Genomic DNA, 18,693 nt, shown 5'->3' on the forward strand with positions numbered 1-18,693 from the left:
GCACTCGTGCGTGTCGGGGTCATTTACGCGGGGTGACGCAGTTCCCGCCTGAGGATCTTCCCACTCGTCGTCTTCGGCAGCTCCGGCAGGATCGCGACCTCACGGGGATATTTGTACGCCGCCAGCCGCTCCTCGCAGTACGCGGAGAGCTCGGCGGGCTCGGCCGAGGTACCCGGTCGCAGACTGACGTACGCCTTGACCGTCTCCCCCCGGTAGGTGTCGGGGACGCCGACGACGGCCGCCTCGCGGACCGCCGGATGGGTGTAGAGGACGTCCTCGACCTCGCGCGGCCACACCTTGAAGCCGGAGGCGTTGATCATGTCCTTCTTGCGGTCGACGACGTAGAGCCAGCCGTCCGCGTCCATGAAGCCGATGTCGCCGGTGCGCAGTTCGCCGTCCGGGAAGGTCTCGGCGGTGGCCTCCGGCAGCCGCCAGTAGCCGGGGACGACCTGGGGCCCGCGTACGGCGATCTCGCCCTGCTCGCCGAACGGCACCTCCTTGCCGTTCTCGTCCAGGATGCGGACGACCGTCTCGGGGCCCGGGACGCCGACCGAGAGGGTGCCGGAGGCGGGGTCGACGGGGGCCTCCTTCTCGGGTGGTACGGCGGCGCAGGGGGCGGTGCATTCGGTCAGGCCGTAGCCGTTGCGGATGTACGGGCCGAAGCCGGCGCGGAACTTCTCGACCAGGGCCGGGGGCACGGGCGCGCCGCCGGAGGAGATCACCTGGAAGGACGCGAAGTGGCCGGGCGTGGCGGCGGGGTGGGCGGCCAGCGCCATGAAGGCGGTGGAGGGGCCGACGGTGTAGGCGGGGCGGTGCTCGGCGAAGGCGTCGAGGACGACGCCCGCCTCGAAACGGTACGCGAGGATGAGGGTGCCCGCGTTGGCGAGGCAGACGGCCAGCTCGCAGACCATGCCGGTGATGTGGAAGAGCGGGGCGAGGGCGAAGTAGGCGGCGCCTTCGGGGACGGGGTGGCCGGTGCGCTGCCGTTCGGCGTTGTACATGATCCCGCGGTGGGTGTTCATGGCGCCCTTGGGCGTGCCGCTGGTGCCGGAGGTGTAGCTGATCAGGGCCACGTCGGTGGCGGTGAGGTCCCGCTCCGCGGGCGCGGGGTGGCCGGCGCGGGCGACGGTGACCAGGTCGTCGGTGTCGGCGGGCTTGGGGAGCCGCTGGAAGCCGAGGACACGCGGGTCGTCGCGGGTCTGGAGGTCCTTCTCGCAGGCGGTGAGGGCGACGCGTACGGGTGAGTCGGCGGCCGTTGCGCGCAGGTACTCCTCCCAGGCGCGGTCGGCGCAGATCAAGGCGCTCGCCTCGGAGTCGTTCAGTGCGTGGGCGACCTCGGCCGACTTGTACATCGGGTTGAGCGGGACGACGGTCGCCCCGGCCTTCCACGCGCCGAGCAGGGCGAGGACGAAGTGCGGGGTGTTCTGGAGCATGATCGCGACGCGGTCGCCGCGCACGACGCCCCGGGAGGCGAGGAATCCGGCCACCGAGTCGGAGAGCGTGTCGGTCTCGCGGTAGGTCAGGCGCCCGTCGAAGTAGGCGAGGGCGGGGTGCTCGGGGGCGTGGGCGACAGCGGCGCGGAAGGCGTGCACGACGGTGGCGGGCGGCTGTACGGGGGCCCGCTGGGCGTCGCTGAGCTGCGCGAGCCACGGCTTGGCCGCGTAGATCGACGTCGTCGGGTTCACTGCCCGGTGCCCTCCCACTTCTGCTGGATGTGGCTCATATTGTTCAGCCAGCGCTCGGGGTCGCTCGCGCGGGCCCGGTAGTACCCGGCGACCTCGGGGTGGGGCAGGATCAGGAACCGGTCGGCCTCGATGCCCTCGAACAGCGCGTCGGCGACGTCCTCGGGCTCGATGGCGGTGGGGGCGAGGACGAGCTCGCCGGCCGACCCGGCGGCGGTGAGCATGTCCGTACGGACGCCCTGCGGGCAGATGGCGTGGACCTTCAGGCCGCGGTGGCGGTAGGTGAGCGAGAGCCATTCGGCGAAGGCGTACGCGCCGTGCTTGGACACGCTGTAGGGCGCGGCCCCGACCATGGTGAGCAGCCCGGCGGCCGAGACGGTGGAGACGAACCGGCCGGAGCCGCGCTCCAGCCACTCGGGCAGCAGGGCGCGGGCGGCGCGGACGTGGGCCATCACGTTGACGTCCCAGGCGGCCGCCCAGACCTCCTCGCTCGCGAAGGCGTCGCCGGGTGAGGCGAGCCCGGCGTTGACGCAGTAGACGTCGACGGTGCCGCCGAGGGCCTCGCGGGCCTCGTCGACGATTCGGGAGGCGTCGCCGGGGACGGCGGTGGCGCCGATCTCGTCGGCGACGGCCCTGGTGCGGCCGGGGTCGATGTCGTTGACGACGACCCGGGCGCCTTCCGCCGCGAACCGCCGCGCGAGTGCGGCTCCGATCCCGCCGCCCGCTCCGGTGACGACCACGCCCGCGCCCTGGACCGTACTCATCGAGACCCGCCTCTCCTCTGTGATGGACCGATCGACAGACTAACCGGTCGGTATGTGGTGGGGGAAGGCCGTCGTGCCCGCCTCGTTCCCTGGGCCAGGTGTGCGCGCTAGCGTGCGTGGCCGGAGCGGTCGAGCGGTCACGGAGGTGTGCGGATGAGCGTGTCCAGACGGGGTCTGCTGGTCGCCGGCGGCGCGGCGGGGGTGATGGCGGCCGCTCCCGGACAGGCGGCCGCGCACGGCGCTGGCCGCCGGGTGCGGACCGGCTTCGACCGGCTCGCGGCCGACGGGTACGCGGCGCTCGCGGGTCAGCGGGTGGGTGTGGTGACCAACCCGACGGGGGTCACTGCCGAGGTGCGGCACATCGTGGACGTCATGCACGCCGACGACCGGGTGGATCTGATCGCCGTGTTCGGCCCCGAGCACGGCTTCCGGGGCACGGCCCAGGCGGGCGGTTCGGAAGGGCGGTACGACGATCCGGCGACGGGGCTGCCGGTGTACGACACGTACCTGAAGAGCGGGCGGGCGCTGGCGGACATCTTCACCGCCTCCGGAGTCGACACGGTCGTGTTCGACATCCAGGACGTGGGCGCGCGGTTCTACACGTACATCTGGACGCTGTACGACTGCATGGTGGCGGCGGCGCTGGCGGGGAAACGTTTCATGGTGCTGGACCGGCCGAACCCGGTGACCGGGCGGGCGGCCCTCGGGCCCGTACTGGACAGGGCGTTCGCGACCTTCGTGGGGCGGGAGCCGATCGCGCAGGCGCACGGGATGACGGTGGCGGAGCTGGCGCGGCTGTTCAACGCGGAGTTCCTGGCCAAGCCGGTTCCGCTGACGACGGTACGGATGTCGGGGTGGCGGCGCGCGGACTTCTTCGACGCGACGGGGCTGCCGTGGGTGCCGCCGAGCCCCAACATGCCGACTCCGGACACCGCCCTGGTGTACGCGGGGACCTGCCTGTTCGAGGGGACGAACCTGTCGGAGGGCCGGGGTACGACGCGCCCGTTCGAGCTGTTGGGCGCGGAGGGGATCGACCGGCGGTGGGCTCAGGCGGCGAACGCGCTGGAACTGCCGGGCGTGTGGTTCCGGGAGGCGTACTTCGCGCCCACGTTCTCCAAGTTCCAGGGGAAGACGGCGGGCGGGGTGCAGCTGCACGTGCACGACCGGGCGGCGTTCGACCCGGTACGGACCGGCATCGGGCTGCTGGTGACGGCGAAGCGGAGCTGGAGCGGTTTCGCCTGGCGTCCGGACAACTGGATCGACAAGCTGACCGGTTCGGCGAAGGTCCGCACCCTGATCGACGCGGGCGCGGACACGGACGAGGTGGTGGGCGCCTGGGAGGCGGACCTGGCGGCCTTCCGGGCGGTGCGGCGCGCGTACCTGGCGTACCACTGACAGCGGGACGGCGCGCGTACCTGGCGTACCACTGACAGCGGGACGGCCGGCGGCCCCGAGCGGCGTCCCGTCACCGAACCGGCCAACGCGCACGGGGCGCGGCGGCGATCGCACCGGCGGCGGCCGACGGCCGTATCCCGCCGATGTCGCCGACCGGGACCAGGGGGCGGGATCACCGTGGTCCCGGACAGACCTTCGTGCCCGCCGGGGCCGGCCGTTGCCCTGAGCCCGCCGGACGGTGAGGGAGCGTCACTTTTTCGCAATCGCCACACCGGGCGCCGTGGGGGCAATTCGCGTCAGATGTCCCGCTGATGGCCTCCATTCGTTTTTCGATGGAGCCGAACTGGGAACCCGTACGTCCATTCATCGACTCCGAAGTACGAGCGACGGAGGTGGCAGTGCGATGGCCGGTTTCCGGAGTCTTGCGAGACAGGTGCGTGATCCGGGGTGCGATCTGGCGCTGCGGCGGTATTCGCTGCGCAAGTGCCTTGAGCGGTTCGCCCCTTATGGGCACCGGGCGACCTGGGACCACCTGTGCAGCAGGCACAGGTTCGGGCCCGAGGACCGGGAGCCCGATCCGGCGCGGCTGGTGGCCGCGCTCGACGAGTTGGAAGAGGCGCGGGCGGTCTGGCTCGCGTACGAGGAGCAGTTCGCGGAGCGCCGGAAGCGCGAGAAGCACGACGGGCTGCGACGGCCCGGCTGGATCGACGACTGGCACCGGCGCACCTGGGGCGGCAACGGCATAGCCCGGTGCGACGACCCGTCGGTGCACCCGAGGCTGCCGCTGGCTGAGGCGCTGCGGCGGCTGATCGCCGCCCTGGAGGCGGGGCCGGGTGAACACTGCCCGGTGTGCGCGGGGGACGCGATCGTCTGGCGGCCGGACCTGTCGAACGAGCCGTGGTTCGGGCCGGTGTGCACGGGCTGTGGCGTGGTGGTGCCGCAGGCCGTCCTGACGCCCGAGGCGCTGGCGGCGGCCAAGCGGGGGCGGCGCAAGGTGCTCGTGTCGGTGGCGTGAGCGCACCAGCGCGGGGGCGGGCGTCGGCGCCGGTACGCCCCCGTTGCCGGAGCGGGCCCGTTGTCAGTGGCGGGTGTCACCATCGGGGCATGATCCAGGTCTGAACGGGCGCCGCGGAACGGGGGATTCCGCGGCCGTGCCCAGGTCGCCCGGCGCGCCGGCCGGGGCGGCCGCCGGAGCGGTCGCGGCCGGCGCCACGGAGGTGCACGTCCACCCCAGGACGCCCGGCGGGGACGACACGCTGTCGCCGCGCGTGCCGGCCGCGGTGCTGACGGCGATACGGGAGGCGGTGGACGTCCCGGCCGGGGTGACCACCGGCGCGTGGGCCGGAGCCGGATCCGCGACGGCGGGTGGAGCGGGTGCGGTCCTGGACGGTGCTGCCGGATTACGCGTCGGTCGACTGGTACGAGCCGGGCGCCGAGGAGGTCGCCGCCTCGCTGGACACGGCTCGCGCCCTGCCGGCGGAGTTGGGCGGCGCCCTCGGCATACCCGTACTGCTGCACGGCGAGGACGGCGGCGCCTGGCCCGTGTCGCGCCTGGCGGCTGGACACCCGCGTGGGCCTGGACGACACGCTCTTCCTGCCGGACGGGCGGCCCGCGGAGTCGAACGCGCAACTGGTCGCGGCGGCGTTCGAGGAGCGTGACGGTATCAGGCGCCGAAACCGGTGGGCCACCGGATTCGCACGGGCGAGAGTGGGCGGCGATGAGAACCGCACCACGAGGAGACCACCACCCATGTCGACCCTGCGTGTCACCGCCGAGCTGCTGACCGTCCACGAGCATCCGAACGCCGACGCCCTGGAGCTGGCCCAAGTGGGCCTGTACCGCGCGGTCGTCGCCAAGGGCGCCTACCGCACCGGTGACGCCGCCGTGTACATCCCCGAGCAGGCGGTGCTGCCGCCCGCGCTCGTCGAGGAGCTGGGCCTGACGGGACGGCTGGCGGGGAAGGCGTCGAACCGGGTCAAGGCGGTCCGGCTGCGTGGGGAGCTGTCACAGGGACTGGTGTGCCGGCCGCGTGCGCTGGCGGAGGTGGACCTGGCGCGGGCGGCGGCCGAGGGGGCGGACTTCGCGGAGGTGCTGGGCATCACCAAATGGGTGCCGCCGGTGCCGACGACGATGAGCGGCGACGTGGAGTCGGCGCCCGGTCTGCTGCCGTGGGTCGACATCGAGAACATCCAGCGGTATCCGGACGTCTTCGAGCCGGGCGAGCCAGTGGTCCTGACGGAGAAGCTGCACGGCACGGCCTGCCTGATGACGTACGTCGCCGGCGACGAGCGGGTGCTGGTCTCCTCCAAGGGCTTCGGCGCCAAGGGCCTGGCCCTGAAGGAGGACCCGCGCAATCTGTACTGGCGGGCGATCCGCGCCTACGACGTACCGGCGGTCGCCGCGCGCCTCGCCGCCGAGCTGGGCGCGAGCCGGGTCGGCGTGTTCGGCGAGGTGTACGGGGCGGGGGTGCAGGACCTGGGGTACGGCGCCAACGGCCGCAGCGAGGAGCTGGGTTACGCGGTCTTCGACGTCTCGGCCGAGATCGACGGCCACGTCCGCTGGCTGGACCCGGCCGAGCTGCCGTCGGTCGAGCTGCCGCTGGTGCCCCGGTTGTACGCGGGACCGTACGACATAGCGAAGGTGCTGGAGCTGGCCACCGGCCGGGAGACGGTCTCGGGGCGGGAGCTGCACCTGCGCGAGGGCGTGGTGATCCGTGCCGCGACCGAGCGGTACAGCCCCGTGGTGGGCGGGCGGGCGATCGCGAAGGCGGTGAGCCCGGCCTACCTGACCCGCAAGGGCGGCACGGAGTACGAGTGAAATTTCTTGAGCCCCCTCTTGTCAACTTTGGCTCCCGGAGTTATAAGAAAAAGGCAGACGGTCAGCAGCATCCCTGAGTACACAGAGGAGGAACCGATGATGCTGATGCGGACCGACCCCTTCCGTGAGCTCGACCGGCTCACCGAGCGCCTGCTGGGCACCAGCGCCCACCCGGCGGCCATGCCGATGGACGCCTACCGCGAAGGGGACACCTTCGTCGTCCAGCTCGATCTCCCGGGCGTCAGCCCCGACAGCATCGATCTGGATGTCGAGCGCAATGTGCTCACCGTCAGGGCCGAGCGCCGTACGGCTCCGGAGGGCGACGCCGAGATGGTGATCGCCGAGCGGCCGTCCGGCACGTTCAGCCGCCAGCTGTTCCTCGGCGAGACGCTGGACACCGATCGCATCGAGGCGTCCTACGACGTCGGTGTCCTGACCCTGCGGATCCCGGTGGCCGAGCAGGCCAAGCCGCGCAAGATCGAGATCAGTGGCGGAAGCGACCGCAAGCAGATCAGCGGCTGATCCGGCCCGCCGCACGGCATGATGGGCGGGGACGGGTCTCCCGGCCCCGCCCATGCCCATCGAGCGATGCCGAGGGAGAGAGATGCGCATGCAGTGGGACGCGTTCTTGGCCGCGGTGCAGGAACGCGGCGAATACCCCTCCCGGCGTGAGGCCGACCGGGCCGCCCGCGTCGTCCTGGCCCTGCTGGGCGCACACCTCGTCGGCAACGAGCGGGCCGAGCTGGCCGCCGGCCTGCCCGAGACGTGCGCCCTGGTCCTGCTCAACCCGCTCCCCGCCGCCGAACCGCTCGGGCCCGACCGGTTCGTACGCGCCACGGCCGCGTGGATCGACGGCGCCACGGAGGAGACGGCCAAGTGGGACATCGGCGCCGTCCTCAGCGTCGTGGCCGACACGGCGGACGACGACCTGATGCGCCGTATCCTCCTCCAACTGCCGCCCGGCTACGACCTGCTGTTCGGCCGCCCCGGCATGACGGAGCCGAGCACCCCCTCCCGGCCCGGGACGTCCGAGCCCGGCCTGCCCCCGGAGGCCTGACCCGGAGGCCTGCCCCCCGGGTCTACTGCGCTGCCGCCTCCTCCGACGCCGGCCGGGGCCGTTCGGGCAGGAGGCGGGAGCCGACCATCCGCTCACCGAAGACGTCGTCCGGATTGGACAGGACGCACGTCTTCAGGGAGAGGCAGCCGCATCCGATGCAGTCGGTGAGGTGGTCCCGCAGCCGGCTCAGCTGCTTGATCCGCTCGTCGAGTTCCGAACGCCACGCCTCGGACAGGCGCGCCCAGTCCTCCCGGTTGGGGGTGCGCCCCTCGGGCAGTTCCGCCAGGGCGTCCCTGATCGTCGCGAGCGGAATGCCCACGCGCTGGGCGGCGCGCACGAAGGCGACGCGGCGCAGCGCGTCCCTGCTGTAGCGGCGCTGGTTCCCGCTGGTGCGGCGGCTGGTGATCAGGCCCTTGGACTCGTAGAAGTGCAGGGCCGAGACGGCCGCCCCGCTGCGTGCGGAGAGCTGGCCGACGGTGAGTTCGTGGATCTTCTCTGGAATCTGCGGCACCCCTCGAACCCTACTGGTCGCCTCCCGGCGGTCCGTTGACAGGAGCGCACCCGCCCCAGCATGCTGAGCAAGCGCTTAGACACCCCGTGCGTACATGAGTACATGAGTCAGGGAGCTGGGAGATGGCAGAGCCGAGGATCTTCACGTCCGCCGACGAGCTGCGCGCCGCGGTCGGCGAGCAGCTGGGGCACAGCGACTGGCTGGAGATCGAACAGAAGCGGATCGACCTGTTCGCCGAGGCCACCGGCGACCACCAGTGGATCCACGTGGACCCGGAGCGGGCCGCCGCCGGGCCGTTCGGGACGACCATCGCGCACGGGTACCTCACCCTGTCGCTGCTCCCGCTCCTCGTACCGCAGGTCATGCGGGTCGAGGGCATGAAGATGGGCGTCAACTACGGGACGAACAAGGTCCGCTTCCCCGCCCCGGTGCCGGTCGGGTCGCGGCTGCGCGCGAGCGCCGTCCTCAAGGACGTCACGGACGCGGGCGGCGGCGTGCAGGTGACGGCCGTGGTGACGGTGGAGCGCGAGGGCGGCGACAAGCCGGTGTGCGTCGCCGAGTCGCTGTCCCGCTACTACTTCTGAGCCTCGGCGGCCCCGGCGCCCACCATGCGCAGCACGAGGTCGGCGTAGAGCGCGCCGACCTCGTCGGGCGTCCGGCGCCCCCCGGTGCTGAACCAGCGGGCCACGTCGATGCAGAGCGAGAGCACGGCGAGGGTGGTGCCGGAGACGTCGGGGACGTCGAACTCCCCCGCCGCCACGCCCTCGTTGATGATGCGGCGCACCGCCGCGTCGCTCTTGCGGCGCAGCTCGAAGATCTCGGCGCGGTGCTCGTCGCTGAGCGACTCGAGTTCGTACTGGACCACGCGCGCGGTGGTGCGCCGGCCGGCGTGCCAGCGGACGAAGGAGCGTACGGCGTCGGCGAGCCGCTCCGTGGCGGTTCCGGGGCCGTCGGCGGCCGCCTGGAGGATCTCCAGCGCCTTCACATGGCCGATCCGGCTGATCCGGTGGAGGAGCTCTTCCTTGGTCTTGTAGTGGATGTAGAGGGCGGCCGGGCTCATCCCGGCCCGGCCCGCGATGTCACGGGTGGTGGTGGCGTGGTAGCCGCGCTCGGCAAAGGCCTCGACCGCGGCGACGAGCAGCCGCCTGGCCGCGTCAGGGGTCACCTCGTCCCATGGCGTGTCCTCGCCGCCGGCCGTTTCCTCCGCCGTGCTCATCGTTCGCCCCTTCCGGTGTCCAAGGACGAACACCATACCCCGACAGTGAGCAAGCGCTTAGAGCTTCTGGAACGGGTCGTGCTCGGCGAGCAGCTTCTCGAGCCGGGCCTGGTCGACGCGGCTGACGATCTGCCCGGCCTCCTGCCGGTCGCGGACGACCTTGGCGAGGGTGAAGGCGGAGGTGGTGAGGTAGAGGACGGCGATGCCGAGGAAGGCGCGCACCCAGGCGTCGGTCTCCAGGTTGAAGATGCCGAGGGCGACCGCGCCCAGGGCGATCGCGAAGGAGGCTACGGCCTGGCCGTAGTAGGCGGCCGTGTTCTGCTGCTTGACCGGTGTGTCACTCATGCGGGAAAGGATGCGCGGCCGCGGCGCGGCCCGCATCCGTCCCCGTACTCATGCCGTACTCAGGACGGCCGCCGTCAGAATGCGGAGACGCCCGTCAGCGCGCGGCCGATGATGAGCTTCTGTATCTGGCTGGTGCCTTCGTAGAGAGTCATCACGCGCGCGTCGCGCAGCAGTTTGCCGACCGGGTACTCGTCGATGTAGCCGTAACCACCGAAGACCTGGAGGGCGTTGTTGGCGGAGCGTACGGCGGCCTCGGAGGCGAACAGCTTGGCCTTGGAGGCGGCCGTGGCGAATTCCTGGCCCCGGTCGACGAGATCGGCGACCCGCCAGGTCAGCAGCCTTGCCGCGTCGACGTCGACGGAGATGTCGCTGATCAGCTCCTGCACGAGCTGGTACGAGGCGATGGGCTTGCCGAACTGCTCGCGCTCACCCGCGTACCGCACGGCCGCGTCGAGTGCGGCCTGCGCGATGCCGACGCAGCCGGCGGCGACGGACATGCGGCCCTTGGCGAGCGCGGACATGGCGATGGAGAAGCCCTTGCCCTCCGGGCCCATGTGCGCGGAGGCAGGCACCCGGACGTCGTCCAGGACGAGTTCGGCGGTGGCCTGGCCGCGCAGGCCGAGCTTGCCGTGGATGGTGCGGCGGGTGAGGCCGGGCGTGTCGGTGGGGACGAGGAAGGCGGAGACGCCCCGGTGGCCGGGGGTGTCATTGGTGCGGGCGAAGAGGAGCACCACATCGGCCCAGGTGCCGTTGGTGATGAACATCTTGGTGCCGTTGATGACGTAGTCGCCGCCGTCGCGCACCGCCCGGGTGGTGAGGTTCCCGGCGTCGGAGCCGGTGCCGGGCTCGGTGAGGCCGAAACAGCCGAGCGCGTCACCGGCGGTGAGGCGGGGCAGCCAGTGCCGCTTCTGCTCCTCGTCGCCCCAGGCGGCGATGGTCTTGGCGACCAGCCCGAGCGAGACGGACACGATGCCGCGCACGGACGAGTCGCCGCGCCCCAGTTCCTCGGTGACCAGGCAGTACGCGAGGTGGTCGCCGCCGGAGCCGCCGTACTCCTCGGGGATGGTGAGGCCGAGGAAACCGAGCGCGCCGAGCTTCTTGACGATCGACTTGTCGACGTTCTCGGCGCGGTCCCACTCGACGACGTGCGGGGCGATCTCGCGCTGGACGAAGTCCTCGGCGAGCTGCCGGACGGCCGCCTGCTCCTCGCTCGGTTCCAGGTTCATGCGCGGACACCCCACTTTAACTATCACTGCTAGTTTCTTTGGTCAGGCCTACTATGTGCCGCATGGCCCGACCGCGCAAGCCCCTCCTCAGCCGAGACCGCATCGTCGCCACGGCCGGTGCCCTGGTGGACGCGGAGGGGCTGGAGGCCGTCTCGACCCGGCGCCTCGCCGCGGAACTGGGCGTCAGCGGGCCCTCGCTCTACAACCACTTCCGCACGAAGGACGAGATCCTGGAGGCGGTGGCGGACTCGGTGAGCGCCAAGGTCGACCTGTCGATGTTCGACGAGGACGACGGCCGCGACTGGCGCACGGCGCTGCACGACTGGGCCGTCTCCTACCGCGCCGCCCTCACCGACCACCCCAACATCGTCCCGGTCCTCGCCCGCGGCCCCGGCCGCCGCCCGGCCGGCCTGCGCGTCGCCGACGCCGTCTTCGGCGCGATGGTCCGCGCGGGCTGGCCCCCGGCGCAGGCCACCCACATCGGCGCGCTGATGCGTTACTTCATCACCGGCTCGGCACTCGGCTCCTTCGCGCGCGGCTTCGTCGACGACGAGACGGCGTACGACCCCGCCGACTACCCCCACCTGGGCCAGGCGCACCTGCTCGCCGAGCGCCAGGAGAAGGTCGACGAGGGCGCCTTCGAGACGGGCCTGCGGGCACTGCTGGACGGGCTGACGGCGCAGTACCAGGGGGTGGTTCGCCGATGAGCGAGGCGGACCTGCCGGCCTCGGTACAGGCCGGGGACGCGGACGCCGTACGGGCCCTGCTGAAGGCCGGCACCGCTCGGCGAGCGGCATGCTGGCACACGGCCGTGACGCCGCGCCGGAGGTCGTGGACGTCCTCCTCGTCCTGGCCCGTGACCCGGATGCCCGATGTGCAAGGGAACGCCGCGGAGGGGCTGTCGCGGGTCGGTGACCGTACGCCCCGCGTGGCGGAGGCCCTCGTCGCACTGCTCGACGAGGAGAACCAGATGGCGCGCCTTGCGGCCGCCTGGGGACTGGCCATGCGGGACGACCCGCGCACGGCGGACGCGATCGAACGTGTCGGGCCCTTGGAGCCGGGGGCCGAGCACGACCACCGGTGGTCCGAACTGTGGCGGTGGCGGCGGGATCACGGTTCGGCCGCCACCGAACCGTAGCCGCGCCATCCTGTGTCGTGACTGGTCCTCGACGAGCTGCCGCGGCCGCTGGCGCCGGGCCGGTGGCGCCCTGCGCCTCGCCGGGGTGGCCGTCCCGCGCTCCCGGCCGCCGCGGCGGACGGCGGCCGGGAGCGGTGTACCCGTCAGTGGGAGGCGGCCCGTGCCGCCCGGGAGGCCAGGATCTTGATGGAGATCAGGGCGATCACGGCGAGGCCCATGATGTAGCCGGAGACGGCCATCGAGGTGCCGGTGGCCTCCAGCAGCAGCACCATCACGAACGGCGCCAGGCCGCCGCCGAACACGGCCGCGATCTGGTAGCCGAGTGAGGCCCCGGTGTAGCGCATCTCCGCCGTGAACAGCTCGGCGAACAGCGCCGCTTGCGGCCCGTACATGATGCTGAGGAAGCAGCTGGTGACGAACGTGCCGACGGCCAGCCACAGCAGCGACCTGGTGTCGATGAGCAGGAACAGCGGCACCGCCCACACCAGCAGTCCGACCGCGCCCAGCGTGTAGATGCGCAGCCGTCCGATCCGGTCGGAGAGGGCCGCGGCGGCGGGTATCAGCACCAGCTGGGTGAGGCTCACGCCGAGGGACACGGTGAGGACCGCGCCGCGCTCCATGCCCAGCCCGCGCGTCGAGTAGTCCAGCACGCCCGTGATGATGATGTAGAACGTCGCGGTGTTGACGGCGAAGGATCCGCCGGCCAGGAAGACCGTGCCCAGGTGGCTGCGCAGGATGGTCCGCAGCGGCGAGCGCTTCACGGTCTTCTCCTGCTCGGCCAGGGCCCGCTCGGCCTCCTTGAACGCCGGGGTCTCCTCCACGCGCGCGTGGATGTACCAGGCGAGGCCGAGGACGAGGAAGCCGACGAGGAACGGCACCCGCCAGCCCCAGGCGGCGAACGCCGCGTCGCTGGTGAACGCCCCGGCGACCAGGAACACGGTGTTGGCGGTCACCACGCCGATCGGGACACCGAGCTGGACCAGGCTGCCGTACAGGCCACGCTTGCCCTCGGGGGCGTACTCGGTGGCCATGAGCATCGCGCCGCCCCACTGGGCGCCGACGGCGATGCCCTGGAGGACGCGGAAGAGGACGAGCAGCAGCGGAGCGGCGATGCCGATCGTCTCGTACGTGGGGAGCAGGCCGATGCCGGCGGTGGCGAGGCCCATCAGGGTGAGCGCGAGGACCAGCATGGGCTTGCGGCCCCGCTTGTCCCCGAAATGGCCGGCGATGACCCCGCCGACGGGCCGGGCGAGGAACCCGACGGCGAAGGTGGCGAAGGCGGCGAGGACACCGGCGGACGAGCTGCCCGCCGGGAAGTAGAGGTCGCCGAGGACGAGAGCCGCGGCGATACCGAAGACGAAGTAGTCGTACCACTCGACGGCCGAGGCGAGCGCGGCCGCGGTGGCCACCCTGCGCCGGTTCCGGGTGCTGGGAGCGGAAGCGGTGGAAGGGGGAGGGGGTGCCGTGTCCATGCGGTGCACACTCCGATTGGGTGCGGGGGACGAAAGGGGGGCGGCGCCGTGAATTGCGGGGACCGTACCGACCAGCCGGTACGGCGGTCAACGGGTGGGAAGGCAACGGTTCCGCTTCGGTCCCGGCCACCGTCCCCGGACGGCATCCCGTACGGCCCCGGCAGCACGAACACCCCGGCCGCGTGTGGCGGCCGGGGTGTGCGCGGGGCGGGTGCGAAGGGCTAGAAGACGACCAGGGCGCGTCCGCCCTTGCCCGCGATCATGTTGTCGAACGCCGCCGGGATGCCCTCCAGCGCGATCCGCTCGGTGACCAGCGCGCCCAGGTCGAGGCGCCCGGCGCGGATGTGCCCGGCGAGGACGGGCAGGTCCTCGGCGGGGTTGGAGTTGCCGTACACGCAGCCGGAGAGCGTGCGGCCCCAGTGGAAGATCTCCAGGGCGTTGAACGTCACCTGCTGGTCCTTGCCGCCGATGCCGACGACCGTGGTGCGGCCCCCGCGCCGGGTGGAGTCCCAGGCGGTACGGATGGTGGCGGCGCGGCCGACGCACTCGACGGCCACGTCGGCGCCCTGGCCGCCGGTGAGCTTGCGTACCTCCCTGGCGGTGGTGTCGGAGGCCACGACGTACTCGGTGGCGCCGGCCTGCCGGGCGAGCGCCTCCTTGTCGGGCGACACGTCGACGGCGACGATCGCCCCCGCGCCCGCGATCCGGGCGGCCTGGAGGGTGGCCAGGCCCACCCCTCCGACGCCGAACACGACGACCGACTCGCCCTCGCGCACCCGCGCGGAGTGGTGGACCGCCCCGTAGCCGGTGAGGGCGGCACAGCCCAGCAGGGCGGCGTCGGTGAGCGGGACGCCGTCGGGGACGGGCAGCACGCAGTTGGCGGCGACGACGGTCTCCTCGGCGAACGCGGCGACGTTCAGGCCCGGGTGGAGCTCCGTGCCGTCCTCGGTGACGGCGTAGACGCTGCCCGCGCCGGTGAGGGCGTCGGCGCACAGCCACACCTCGCCGAGCGTGCAGGGGTGGCAGGAGCCGCAGGACGGCGCCCAGTTGAGGACGACGCCGTCGCCGGGGGCGACATGGGTGACGCCCTCGCCGACGGCGAGCACGGTCCCGGCGCCCTCGTGGCCCAGGACGGCGGGGACGGGCACCCGCATGGTGCCGTTGGACAGGGACAGGTCGGAGTGGCAGACACCGGCGGCGGCGAGGCGGACCCTCACCTGGCCGGGGCCGGGCTCCGGGAGTTCGATGCCGGTGATCTCCAGAGGAGCACCTATGGCGGGCAGGACGGCGGCGCGGACCACGATCGTTTTCTCCCGGTATGAGAACTGGTCAGAACTGGAGGGACTTGGTCTGGAGGTACTCGGCGAGGCCGTGCGCGCCCAGCTCGCGCCCGACGCCCGACTCCTTGTAGCCGCCGAAGGGGGCGAGCGGGTTGAACCGGCCGCCGTTGATGTCGACCTGGCCCGCCTCCATGCGGCGCGCGAAGGCGACGGCTTCCGCCTCGTCGCCGGCCCACACGGCGCCGGCGAGGCCGTACACCGTGCCGTTGGCGATGCGCAGGGCGTCGTCCTCGTCCTCGTACTTCAGGAACGAGACGACCGGGCCGAAGATTTCCTCCTGGGCGATGGTCATCTCGGGGGTGACGTCCGCGAAGATCGTCGGGCTGACGTAGTAGCCGCGGTCGAGAGGCGCGTCGGTGCCGCCCACGACGAGCCGGGCGCCCTCCTCCACGCCCTTCTCGATGTAACCGCGCACGCGCTGCTGCTGCTTGGCGTTGACCATGGGTCCGATCCGGTCGCCCGGGGTGTACTTGGCGACGGCCTGGGCGGCGATCGCCACGGCCTCGTCGTACTGGTCCTTGTGCACCAGCACCCGGGTCAGGGCGCTGCACCGCTGGCCGGAGTTGGACAGGGCGTTGGCAAGGCCGGTCTGGACCGCCTTGGCCAGGTCGGCGGAGGGCAGGACGACGTTGGCGGACTTGCCGCCGAGCTCCAGGGCGACCCGCTTGACGGCCCCGCCCGCGAGCGCGCCGATCCGCTTGCCGACAGCGGTGGAGCCGGTGAAGGAGACCAGGTCCACGTCCTCGTGCTCGGCCAGCGCCTGGCCCGCGACCGGCCCGAGGCCGGTGACGAGGTTGAAGACTCCGGCGGGCAGTCCCGCCTCGTCCACGGCCTCGGCGAAGAGCTGCGCGGTCAGCGGGGTGTCCTCGGCGGGCTTGAGGACGACGGTGCATCCGGCGGCCAAGGCGGGAGCCACCTTGGCAACGACCTGGTGCAGCGGGTAGTTCCAGGGCGTGATCGCGCCCACGACCCCGACCGGTTCGTGCAGGACCGTGGAGTTGCCCACCTTCTCCTCGAACGGGTAGGAGGCCACCAGCTCCGCGTACGTGCCGGTGATCAGCACCGGCAGTCCGGCGTGCACCTGCTGGGCGAACTGCGCCGGGGCGCCCAGCTCCGCCGTCACCGTCTCCGCGATCTCCTCCAGGCGCGCGGCGAGCACGTCCCGCAGGGCGGCGAGCCGCGTGGCCCGCTCGGCGGGCGGGGTGGCCGCCCACGCCGGGAAGGCCGCGCGGGCGGCCCGGACCGCGGCGTCCACGTCCTCGGCCGTACCGGCCGGGACATGGGCGATGACCTGCTCGTCGGCCGGGTTCACCACCGCGATGGTGTCGGTGCCGGCGGCGGGCCGCCACGCGCCGCCGATGTACATCCCGTCGTGGGCCTTCATCCGCTTCTCCTTCGCCGGCGTTTCGGACGTGACTCCTCGGTCGTCCACAACCCAAACTAGCGGTGGTAGTTTTCTGGCGCCAGGGGCTGCGGGGCCGACCACATCACATCAGAAGTCCGCCGTGGTCCGTTCGTCGAGGCGGGCCACGGACTCCTGGCCGAAGGTGCGCTCATAGGCGTCACGGATCCGCTCGATCCTCGGATCGCGGGCCTTCGCCTCCGCCGCCGGGTACAGCAGGATCAGCTCGTACGAACGCTCCCGCTCGATCCTCCCGCTCGCGTCCCGCCACTGCCCACGGCCCTCCTGCACGGTCAGCCCCTCCGGGAAGGCCGGCGTGACCTCCCGGTCGATGAACGCCGTGAACTGCTGGTCCGTGACGTCCGGGCCGCCGTCGGGCCGCTCGGTCCCGAAGAACAGCCGCGTCTCCAGGTAGGCCGTTCCCCGGGAGGTGGCGGTTCCGGCGGTGTCACCGGCCCGGTCGCCGAAGGTCGCGTACGCGGCGGGGGCACCGGCCGCGAGCAGGACGGTCGCCGTGGTGACGGCCAGGCGGGAGCGGGTGGTGGACAGGATCGGCATGGCGTGTGGGCCCTTTCCGCGCGGGTGCGTGAGCGACGGCCACTCTGACAGTCCGCCGCCGCCCGGTCCGGCCGAAACACCGGATTCGGCCGGATCCGGGCGGCGGTTGCCGTCAGGACGCCCGGTGCGTCACGACACCGGTCCGTCACGACGCCCGGCGCGTCACGACGCCCGGCGCATCAGGACGCCCGGTGCGTCACCCGGCCCGACGAGACGGTCAGCCGGATCGGCGCGTCCGCGACCTCGTCGGCCGGCGCGTCGACCGGGTCGACCGCGAACGCCGTGAGGTCGGCGCGCAGCCCCGGCGCGATGCGCCCCGCCACCGTCTGCTCGCCCGCCGCGACCGCCGCGTGCGTCGTGCAGCCCTCCAGGGCCATCAGCCCGGTGAGCCCACGCCCCGCCGACGCCGCACCGCGCGGGGCACGCGCCGTGGCGAGGACCTGCCGGGCGTCGTAGTGGGCGATCGGCCAGTCGGAGCCGAGCGCCAGGTACGCCCCCGCGTCCCGCAGGTCACGGCAGCGCCACGCGCGCGACGCCCGTTCGCCGCCGAGCCGCTTGGACCACTCGTCGGTGCGGTCGGCGCGGGTGTACGCGGTGTGCGGCGGCTGCATGGAGGCGATGACGCCCAGGTCGGCGAACCGGGCGAGCTGGTCGGCGGGGAGCGTCTCGATATGCTCGATCCGGTGCGCGAGCCAGCCGCTGTCCCCCAGGGACGCGACGGTGTCCAGGACGTGCCGTACGGCGGCGTCCCCGATGGCGTGCGTGGCCGTGCGTACACCGGCGGCGTGGAGGTGCCGTACGGCGGCGCTGTACGCGGCCGGGTCCGGCCAGAACGCCTCCGTGCCCTGGCCGTGGCAGTCGGCGTGCTCCAGCCATGCCGTGCCGCCCTCGACGGTGCCGTCCATGAAGAACTTCACCCCGCCGACCAGCCAGTTCCGGCCACGCAGCCGCTGGAGGGCGATCAGTTCGTCCAGCGCTCCCCCGTCCGCCCCCGGCATGCACCAGGGGGCCAGCCGCAGCCGCAGCGGCAGGTCCTCGGCCTCCTCGACCGCCGCCAGCAGATCCGGTACGTCGCCGTCACCCAAGTCCATGACGTGCGCGCCGGTCAGCCCGGTGGCGGCCATGGCGGCCAGCAGCTCCACCAGCCGGACGCGCCGCTCGCCGTGTGACGGCTTGGGCATCACGGCCGTGACCAGGGCCATCGCCGCGTGCTCGATCAGGTGGCCGGTGGGCCGGCCGGTGGCGTCGCACACGACCTCGGAACGCTGGGCGAAGATGCGGGGCCCGTCGATCGCGGCGGCCGCCAGGGCGGCCGCGCTGGCGAGGGCGGAGTGACCGTCGTACAGCCGGATGAAGACGGGGACCCCCGGCAGGACGTCCTCGATGAGGGCGCGGTCGACGGGCCGGCCGCCGAAGGCGTTGTGGTCCAGGCCGTACGCGACGACCCAGCCGCCGGTGCGGCCGGCGGTGCGGAGGGCCGCCCGCAGCCCGTCGACATCGGTGACCGTGGACAGGTCGAGCCCGGTGGCCATGTCCAGGCCCCAGACGGGGTGGCTGTGGGAGTCGGTGAGGCCCGGGGTAAGGGTGGCCCCGGCGAGGTCGACGGTCTCGGTGCCCGGACCCGTCCAGTCGCGTGCGTCGGAGGCGTCGCCGACGGCGGCGATCAGCCCGTCGCGTACGGCGACGGCGGTGGCGTGCGGACGGGCGGCGTCGAGGGTGCGGACCTTGGCGCCGGTGAGGACGAGGTCGGCTGCGGGCACGGACGTACT

19 protein-coding genes and 1 pseudogene are annotated in these 18,693 nt (G+C 72.7%); 9 read left to right on the forward strand and 11 right to left on the reverse strand.

The window, feature by feature from the left end; all coding sequences use genetic code 11:
• Positions 1-23: 23 nt before the first annotated feature.
• The gene (locus tag BKD26_RS10665) at positions 24-1,685 is read right to left on the reverse strand and encodes an AMP-binding protein (RefSeq protein WP_084897594.1); all 1,662 of its coding nucleotides are present in this window, start codon (positions 1,683-1,685) and stop codon (positions 24-26) included.
• Positions 1,682-2,446 carry an SDR family oxidoreductase gene (locus BKD26_RS10670; RefSeq protein WP_084897595.1) on the reverse strand — a complete coding sequence of 255 codons (765 nt, stop codon included), beginning with the start codon at positions 2,444-2,446 and terminating at the stop codon, positions 1,682-1,684. The genes BKD26_RS10665 and BKD26_RS10670 overlap by 4 nt, the downstream gene beginning before the upstream one ends.
• Before the next feature lie 153 nt (positions 2,447-2,599).
• Between BKD26_RS10670 and BKD26_RS10675 the strand changes: the two genes are divergently transcribed.
• From BKD26_RS10675 to BKD26_RS10700, 6 genes and pseudogenes are all read left to right on the forward strand, one after another.
• Entirely contained in the window at positions 2,600-3,841 is a 1,242-nt protein-coding gene (locus BKD26_RS10675; RefSeq protein WP_084897596.1) for a DUF1343 domain-containing protein, read from the forward strand.
• 403 nt (positions 3,842-4,244) lie between these two features.
• The gene (locus BKD26_RS10680) at positions 4,245-4,856 is read left to right on the forward strand and encodes a hypothetical protein (protein WP_084897597.1); all 612 of its coding nucleotides are present in this window, start codon (positions 4,245-4,247) and stop codon (positions 4,854-4,856) included.
• Between the two features lie 100 nt (positions 4,857-4,956).
• A pseudogene (locus BKD26_RS10685) lies at positions 4,957-5,483 on the forward strand (3-keto-5-aminohexanoate cleavage protein); the annotation flags it as partial.
• Between the two features lie 108 nt (positions 5,484-5,591).
• Positions 5,592-6,659, forward strand: coding sequence for an RNA ligase (ATP) (locus BKD26_RS10690; protein ID WP_084897720.1), 1,068 nt, complete (start codon positions 5,592-5,594; stop codon positions 6,657-6,659).
• Positions 6,660-6,755: 96 nt separating this feature from the next.
• Positions 6,756-7,181, forward strand: a complete 426-nt coding sequence (locus tag BKD26_RS10695; RefSeq protein ID WP_084897598.1) for an Hsp20/alpha crystallin family protein — start codon at positions 6,756-6,758, stop codon at positions 7,179-7,181.
• Between the two features lie 82 nt (positions 7,182-7,263).
• Positions 7,264-7,716 (forward strand): DUF2267 domain-containing protein, encoded by a 453-nt coding sequence (locus BKD26_RS10700; protein WP_084897599.1) that lies wholly within the window; start codon positions 7,264-7,266, stop codon positions 7,714-7,716.
• A gap of 22 nt (positions 7,717-7,738) precedes the next feature.
• On the opposite strand, the gene soxR is transcribed toward BKD26_RS10700, so the two are convergent.
• Positions 7,739-8,227, reverse strand: coding sequence for a redox-sensitive transcriptional activator SoxR (gene soxR, locus BKD26_RS10705; protein ID WP_084897600.1), 489 nt, complete (start codon positions 8,225-8,227; stop codon positions 7,739-7,741).
• A 122-nt stretch (positions 8,228-8,349) separates the two neighbouring features.
• Between soxR and BKD26_RS10710 the strand changes: the two genes are divergently transcribed.
• Positions 8,350-8,811, forward strand: coding sequence for a MaoC family dehydratase (locus tag BKD26_RS10710; protein WP_084897601.1), 462 nt, complete (start codon positions 8,350-8,352; stop codon positions 8,809-8,811).
• Here the strand turns inward: BKD26_RS10710 and BKD26_RS10715 are convergent.
• From BKD26_RS10715 to BKD26_RS10725, 3 genes are all read right to left on the reverse strand, one after another.
• A complete protein-coding gene (locus BKD26_RS10715; protein ID WP_084897602.1) occupies positions 8,802-9,443 on the reverse strand; it encodes a TetR/AcrR family transcriptional regulator in 642 nt (213 codons plus the stop codon). The genes BKD26_RS10710 and BKD26_RS10715 overlap by 10 nt on opposite strands.
• Before the next feature lie 57 nt (positions 9,444-9,500).
• The gene (locus BKD26_RS10720) at positions 9,501-9,788 is read right to left on the reverse strand and encodes a YiaA/YiaB family inner membrane protein (RefSeq protein ID WP_031075520.1); all 288 of its coding nucleotides are present in this window, start codon (positions 9,786-9,788) and stop codon (positions 9,501-9,503) included.
• A gap of 74 nt (positions 9,789-9,862) precedes the next feature.
• On the reverse strand, positions 9,863-11,014 hold the full coding sequence (locus BKD26_RS10725) for an acyl-CoA dehydrogenase family protein (RefSeq protein ID WP_084897603.1): 1,152 nt from the start codon (positions 11,012-11,014) through the stop codon (positions 9,863-9,865).
• Between the two features lie 53 nt (positions 11,015-11,067).
• Here BKD26_RS10725 and BKD26_RS10730 point away from each other — a divergent pair, with 53 nt between their 5' ends.
• Positions 11,068-11,721 (forward strand): TetR/AcrR family transcriptional regulator, encoded by a 654-nt coding sequence (locus BKD26_RS10730; protein WP_084897604.1) that lies wholly within the window; start codon positions 11,068-11,070, stop codon positions 11,719-11,721.
• A complete protein-coding gene (locus BKD26_RS10735; protein WP_084897605.1) occupies positions 11,718-12,152 on the forward strand; it encodes a HEAT repeat domain-containing protein in 435 nt (144 codons plus the stop codon). Before BKD26_RS10730 ends, BKD26_RS10735 begins: the two co-directional genes overlap by 4 nt.
• Positions 12,153-12,295: 143 nt before the next feature.
• Here the strand turns inward: BKD26_RS10735 and BKD26_RS10740 are convergent, their stop codons facing one another.
• The 5 genes from BKD26_RS10740 to BKD26_RS10760 all read right to left on the reverse strand — a co-directional run bounded on the left by BKD26_RS10740 (position 12,296) and on the right by BKD26_RS10760 (position 18,684).
• Positions 12,296-13,624, reverse strand: a complete 1,329-nt coding sequence (locus tag BKD26_RS10740; RefSeq protein ID WP_084897606.1) for an MFS transporter — start codon at positions 13,622-13,624, stop codon at positions 12,296-12,298.
• 221 nt (positions 13,625-13,845) lie between these two features.
• The gene (locus BKD26_RS10745) at positions 13,846-14,925 is read right to left on the reverse strand and encodes a zinc-binding dehydrogenase (RefSeq protein ID WP_084897607.1); all 1,080 of its coding nucleotides are present in this window, start codon (positions 14,923-14,925) and stop codon (positions 13,846-13,848) included.
• 28 nt (positions 14,926-14,953) lie between these two features.
• The gene (locus BKD26_RS10750) at positions 14,954-16,348 is read right to left on the reverse strand and encodes an aldehyde dehydrogenase family protein (protein ID WP_084897608.1); all 1,395 of its coding nucleotides are present in this window, start codon (positions 16,346-16,348) and stop codon (positions 14,954-14,956) included.
• A 108-nt stretch (positions 16,349-16,456) separates the two neighbouring features.
• Positions 16,457-16,924, reverse strand: coding sequence for a DUF3574 domain-containing protein (locus tag BKD26_RS10755; RefSeq protein ID WP_084897609.1), 468 nt, complete (start codon positions 16,922-16,924; stop codon positions 16,457-16,459).
• Positions 16,925-17,103: 179 nt separating this feature from the next.
• Positions 17,104-18,684 carry an amidohydrolase gene (locus tag BKD26_RS10760; protein ID WP_084897610.1) on the reverse strand — a complete coding sequence of 527 codons (1,581 nt, stop codon included), beginning with the start codon at positions 18,682-18,684 and terminating at the stop codon, positions 17,104-17,106.
• Positions 18,685-18,693: the final 9 nt, after the last annotated feature.

Source organism: Streptomyces sp. CB03238 (genome assembly GCF_002099185.1).
Classification (GTDB): Bacteria; Actinomycetota; Actinomycetes; order Streptomycetales; family Streptomycetaceae; genus Streptomyces.

Coding starts and splice junctions, on each gene's coding strand:
- BKD26_RS10670 (WP_084897595.1), bottom strand. CDS start 2,446: ATGAGTACGGTCCAGGGCGCGGGCGTGGTCGTCACCGGAGCGGGCGGC.
- BKD26_RS10675 (WP_084897596.1), top strand. CDS start 2,600: ATGAGCGTGTCCAGACGGGGTCTGCTGGTCGCCGGCGGCGCGGCGGGG.
- BKD26_RS10680 (WP_084897597.1), top strand. CDS start 4,245: ATGGCCGGTTTCCGGAGTCTTGCGAGACAGGTGCGTGATCCGGGGTGC.
- BKD26_RS10690 (WP_084897720.1), top strand. CDS start 5,592: ATGTCGACCCTGCGTGTCACCGCCGAGCTGCTGACCGTCCACGAGCAT.
- BKD26_RS10695 (WP_084897598.1), top strand. CDS start 6,756: ATGATGCTGATGCGGACCGACCCCTTCCGTGAGCTCGACCGGCTCACC.
- BKD26_RS10700 (WP_084897599.1), top strand. CDS start 7,264: ATGCGCATGCAGTGGGACGCGTTCTTGGCCGCGGTGCAGGAACGCGGC.
- BKD26_RS10710 (WP_084897601.1), top strand. CDS start 8,350: ATGGCAGAGCCGAGGATCTTCACGTCCGCCGACGAGCTGCGCGCCGCG.
- BKD26_RS10715 (WP_084897602.1), bottom strand. CDS start 9,443: ATGAGCACGGCGGAGGAAACGGCCGGCGGCGAGGACACGCCATGGGAC.
- BKD26_RS10720 (WP_031075520.1), bottom strand. CDS start 9,788: ATGAGTGACACACCGGTCAAGCAGCAGAACACGGCCGCCTACTACGGC.
- BKD26_RS10725 (WP_084897603.1), bottom strand. CDS start 11,014: ATGAACCTGGAACCGAGCGAGGAGCAGGCGGCCGTCCGGCAGCTCGCC.
- BKD26_RS10730 (WP_084897604.1), top strand. CDS start 11,068: ATGTGCCGCATGGCCCGACCGCGCAAGCCCCTCCTCAGCCGAGACCGC.
- BKD26_RS10735 (WP_084897605.1), top strand. CDS start 11,718: ATGAGCGAGGCGGACCTGCCGGCCTCGGTACAGGCCGGGGACGCGGAC.
- BKD26_RS10740 (WP_084897606.1), bottom strand. CDS start 13,624: ATGGACACGGCACCCCCTCCCCCTTCCACCGCTTCCGCTCCCAGCACC.
- BKD26_RS10750 (WP_084897608.1), bottom strand. CDS start 16,348: ATGAAGGCCCACGACGGGATGTACATCGGCGGCGCGTGGCGGCCCGCC.
- BKD26_RS10755 (WP_084897609.1), bottom strand. CDS start 16,924: ATGCCGATCCTGTCCACCACCCGCTCCCGCCTGGCCGTCACCACGGCG.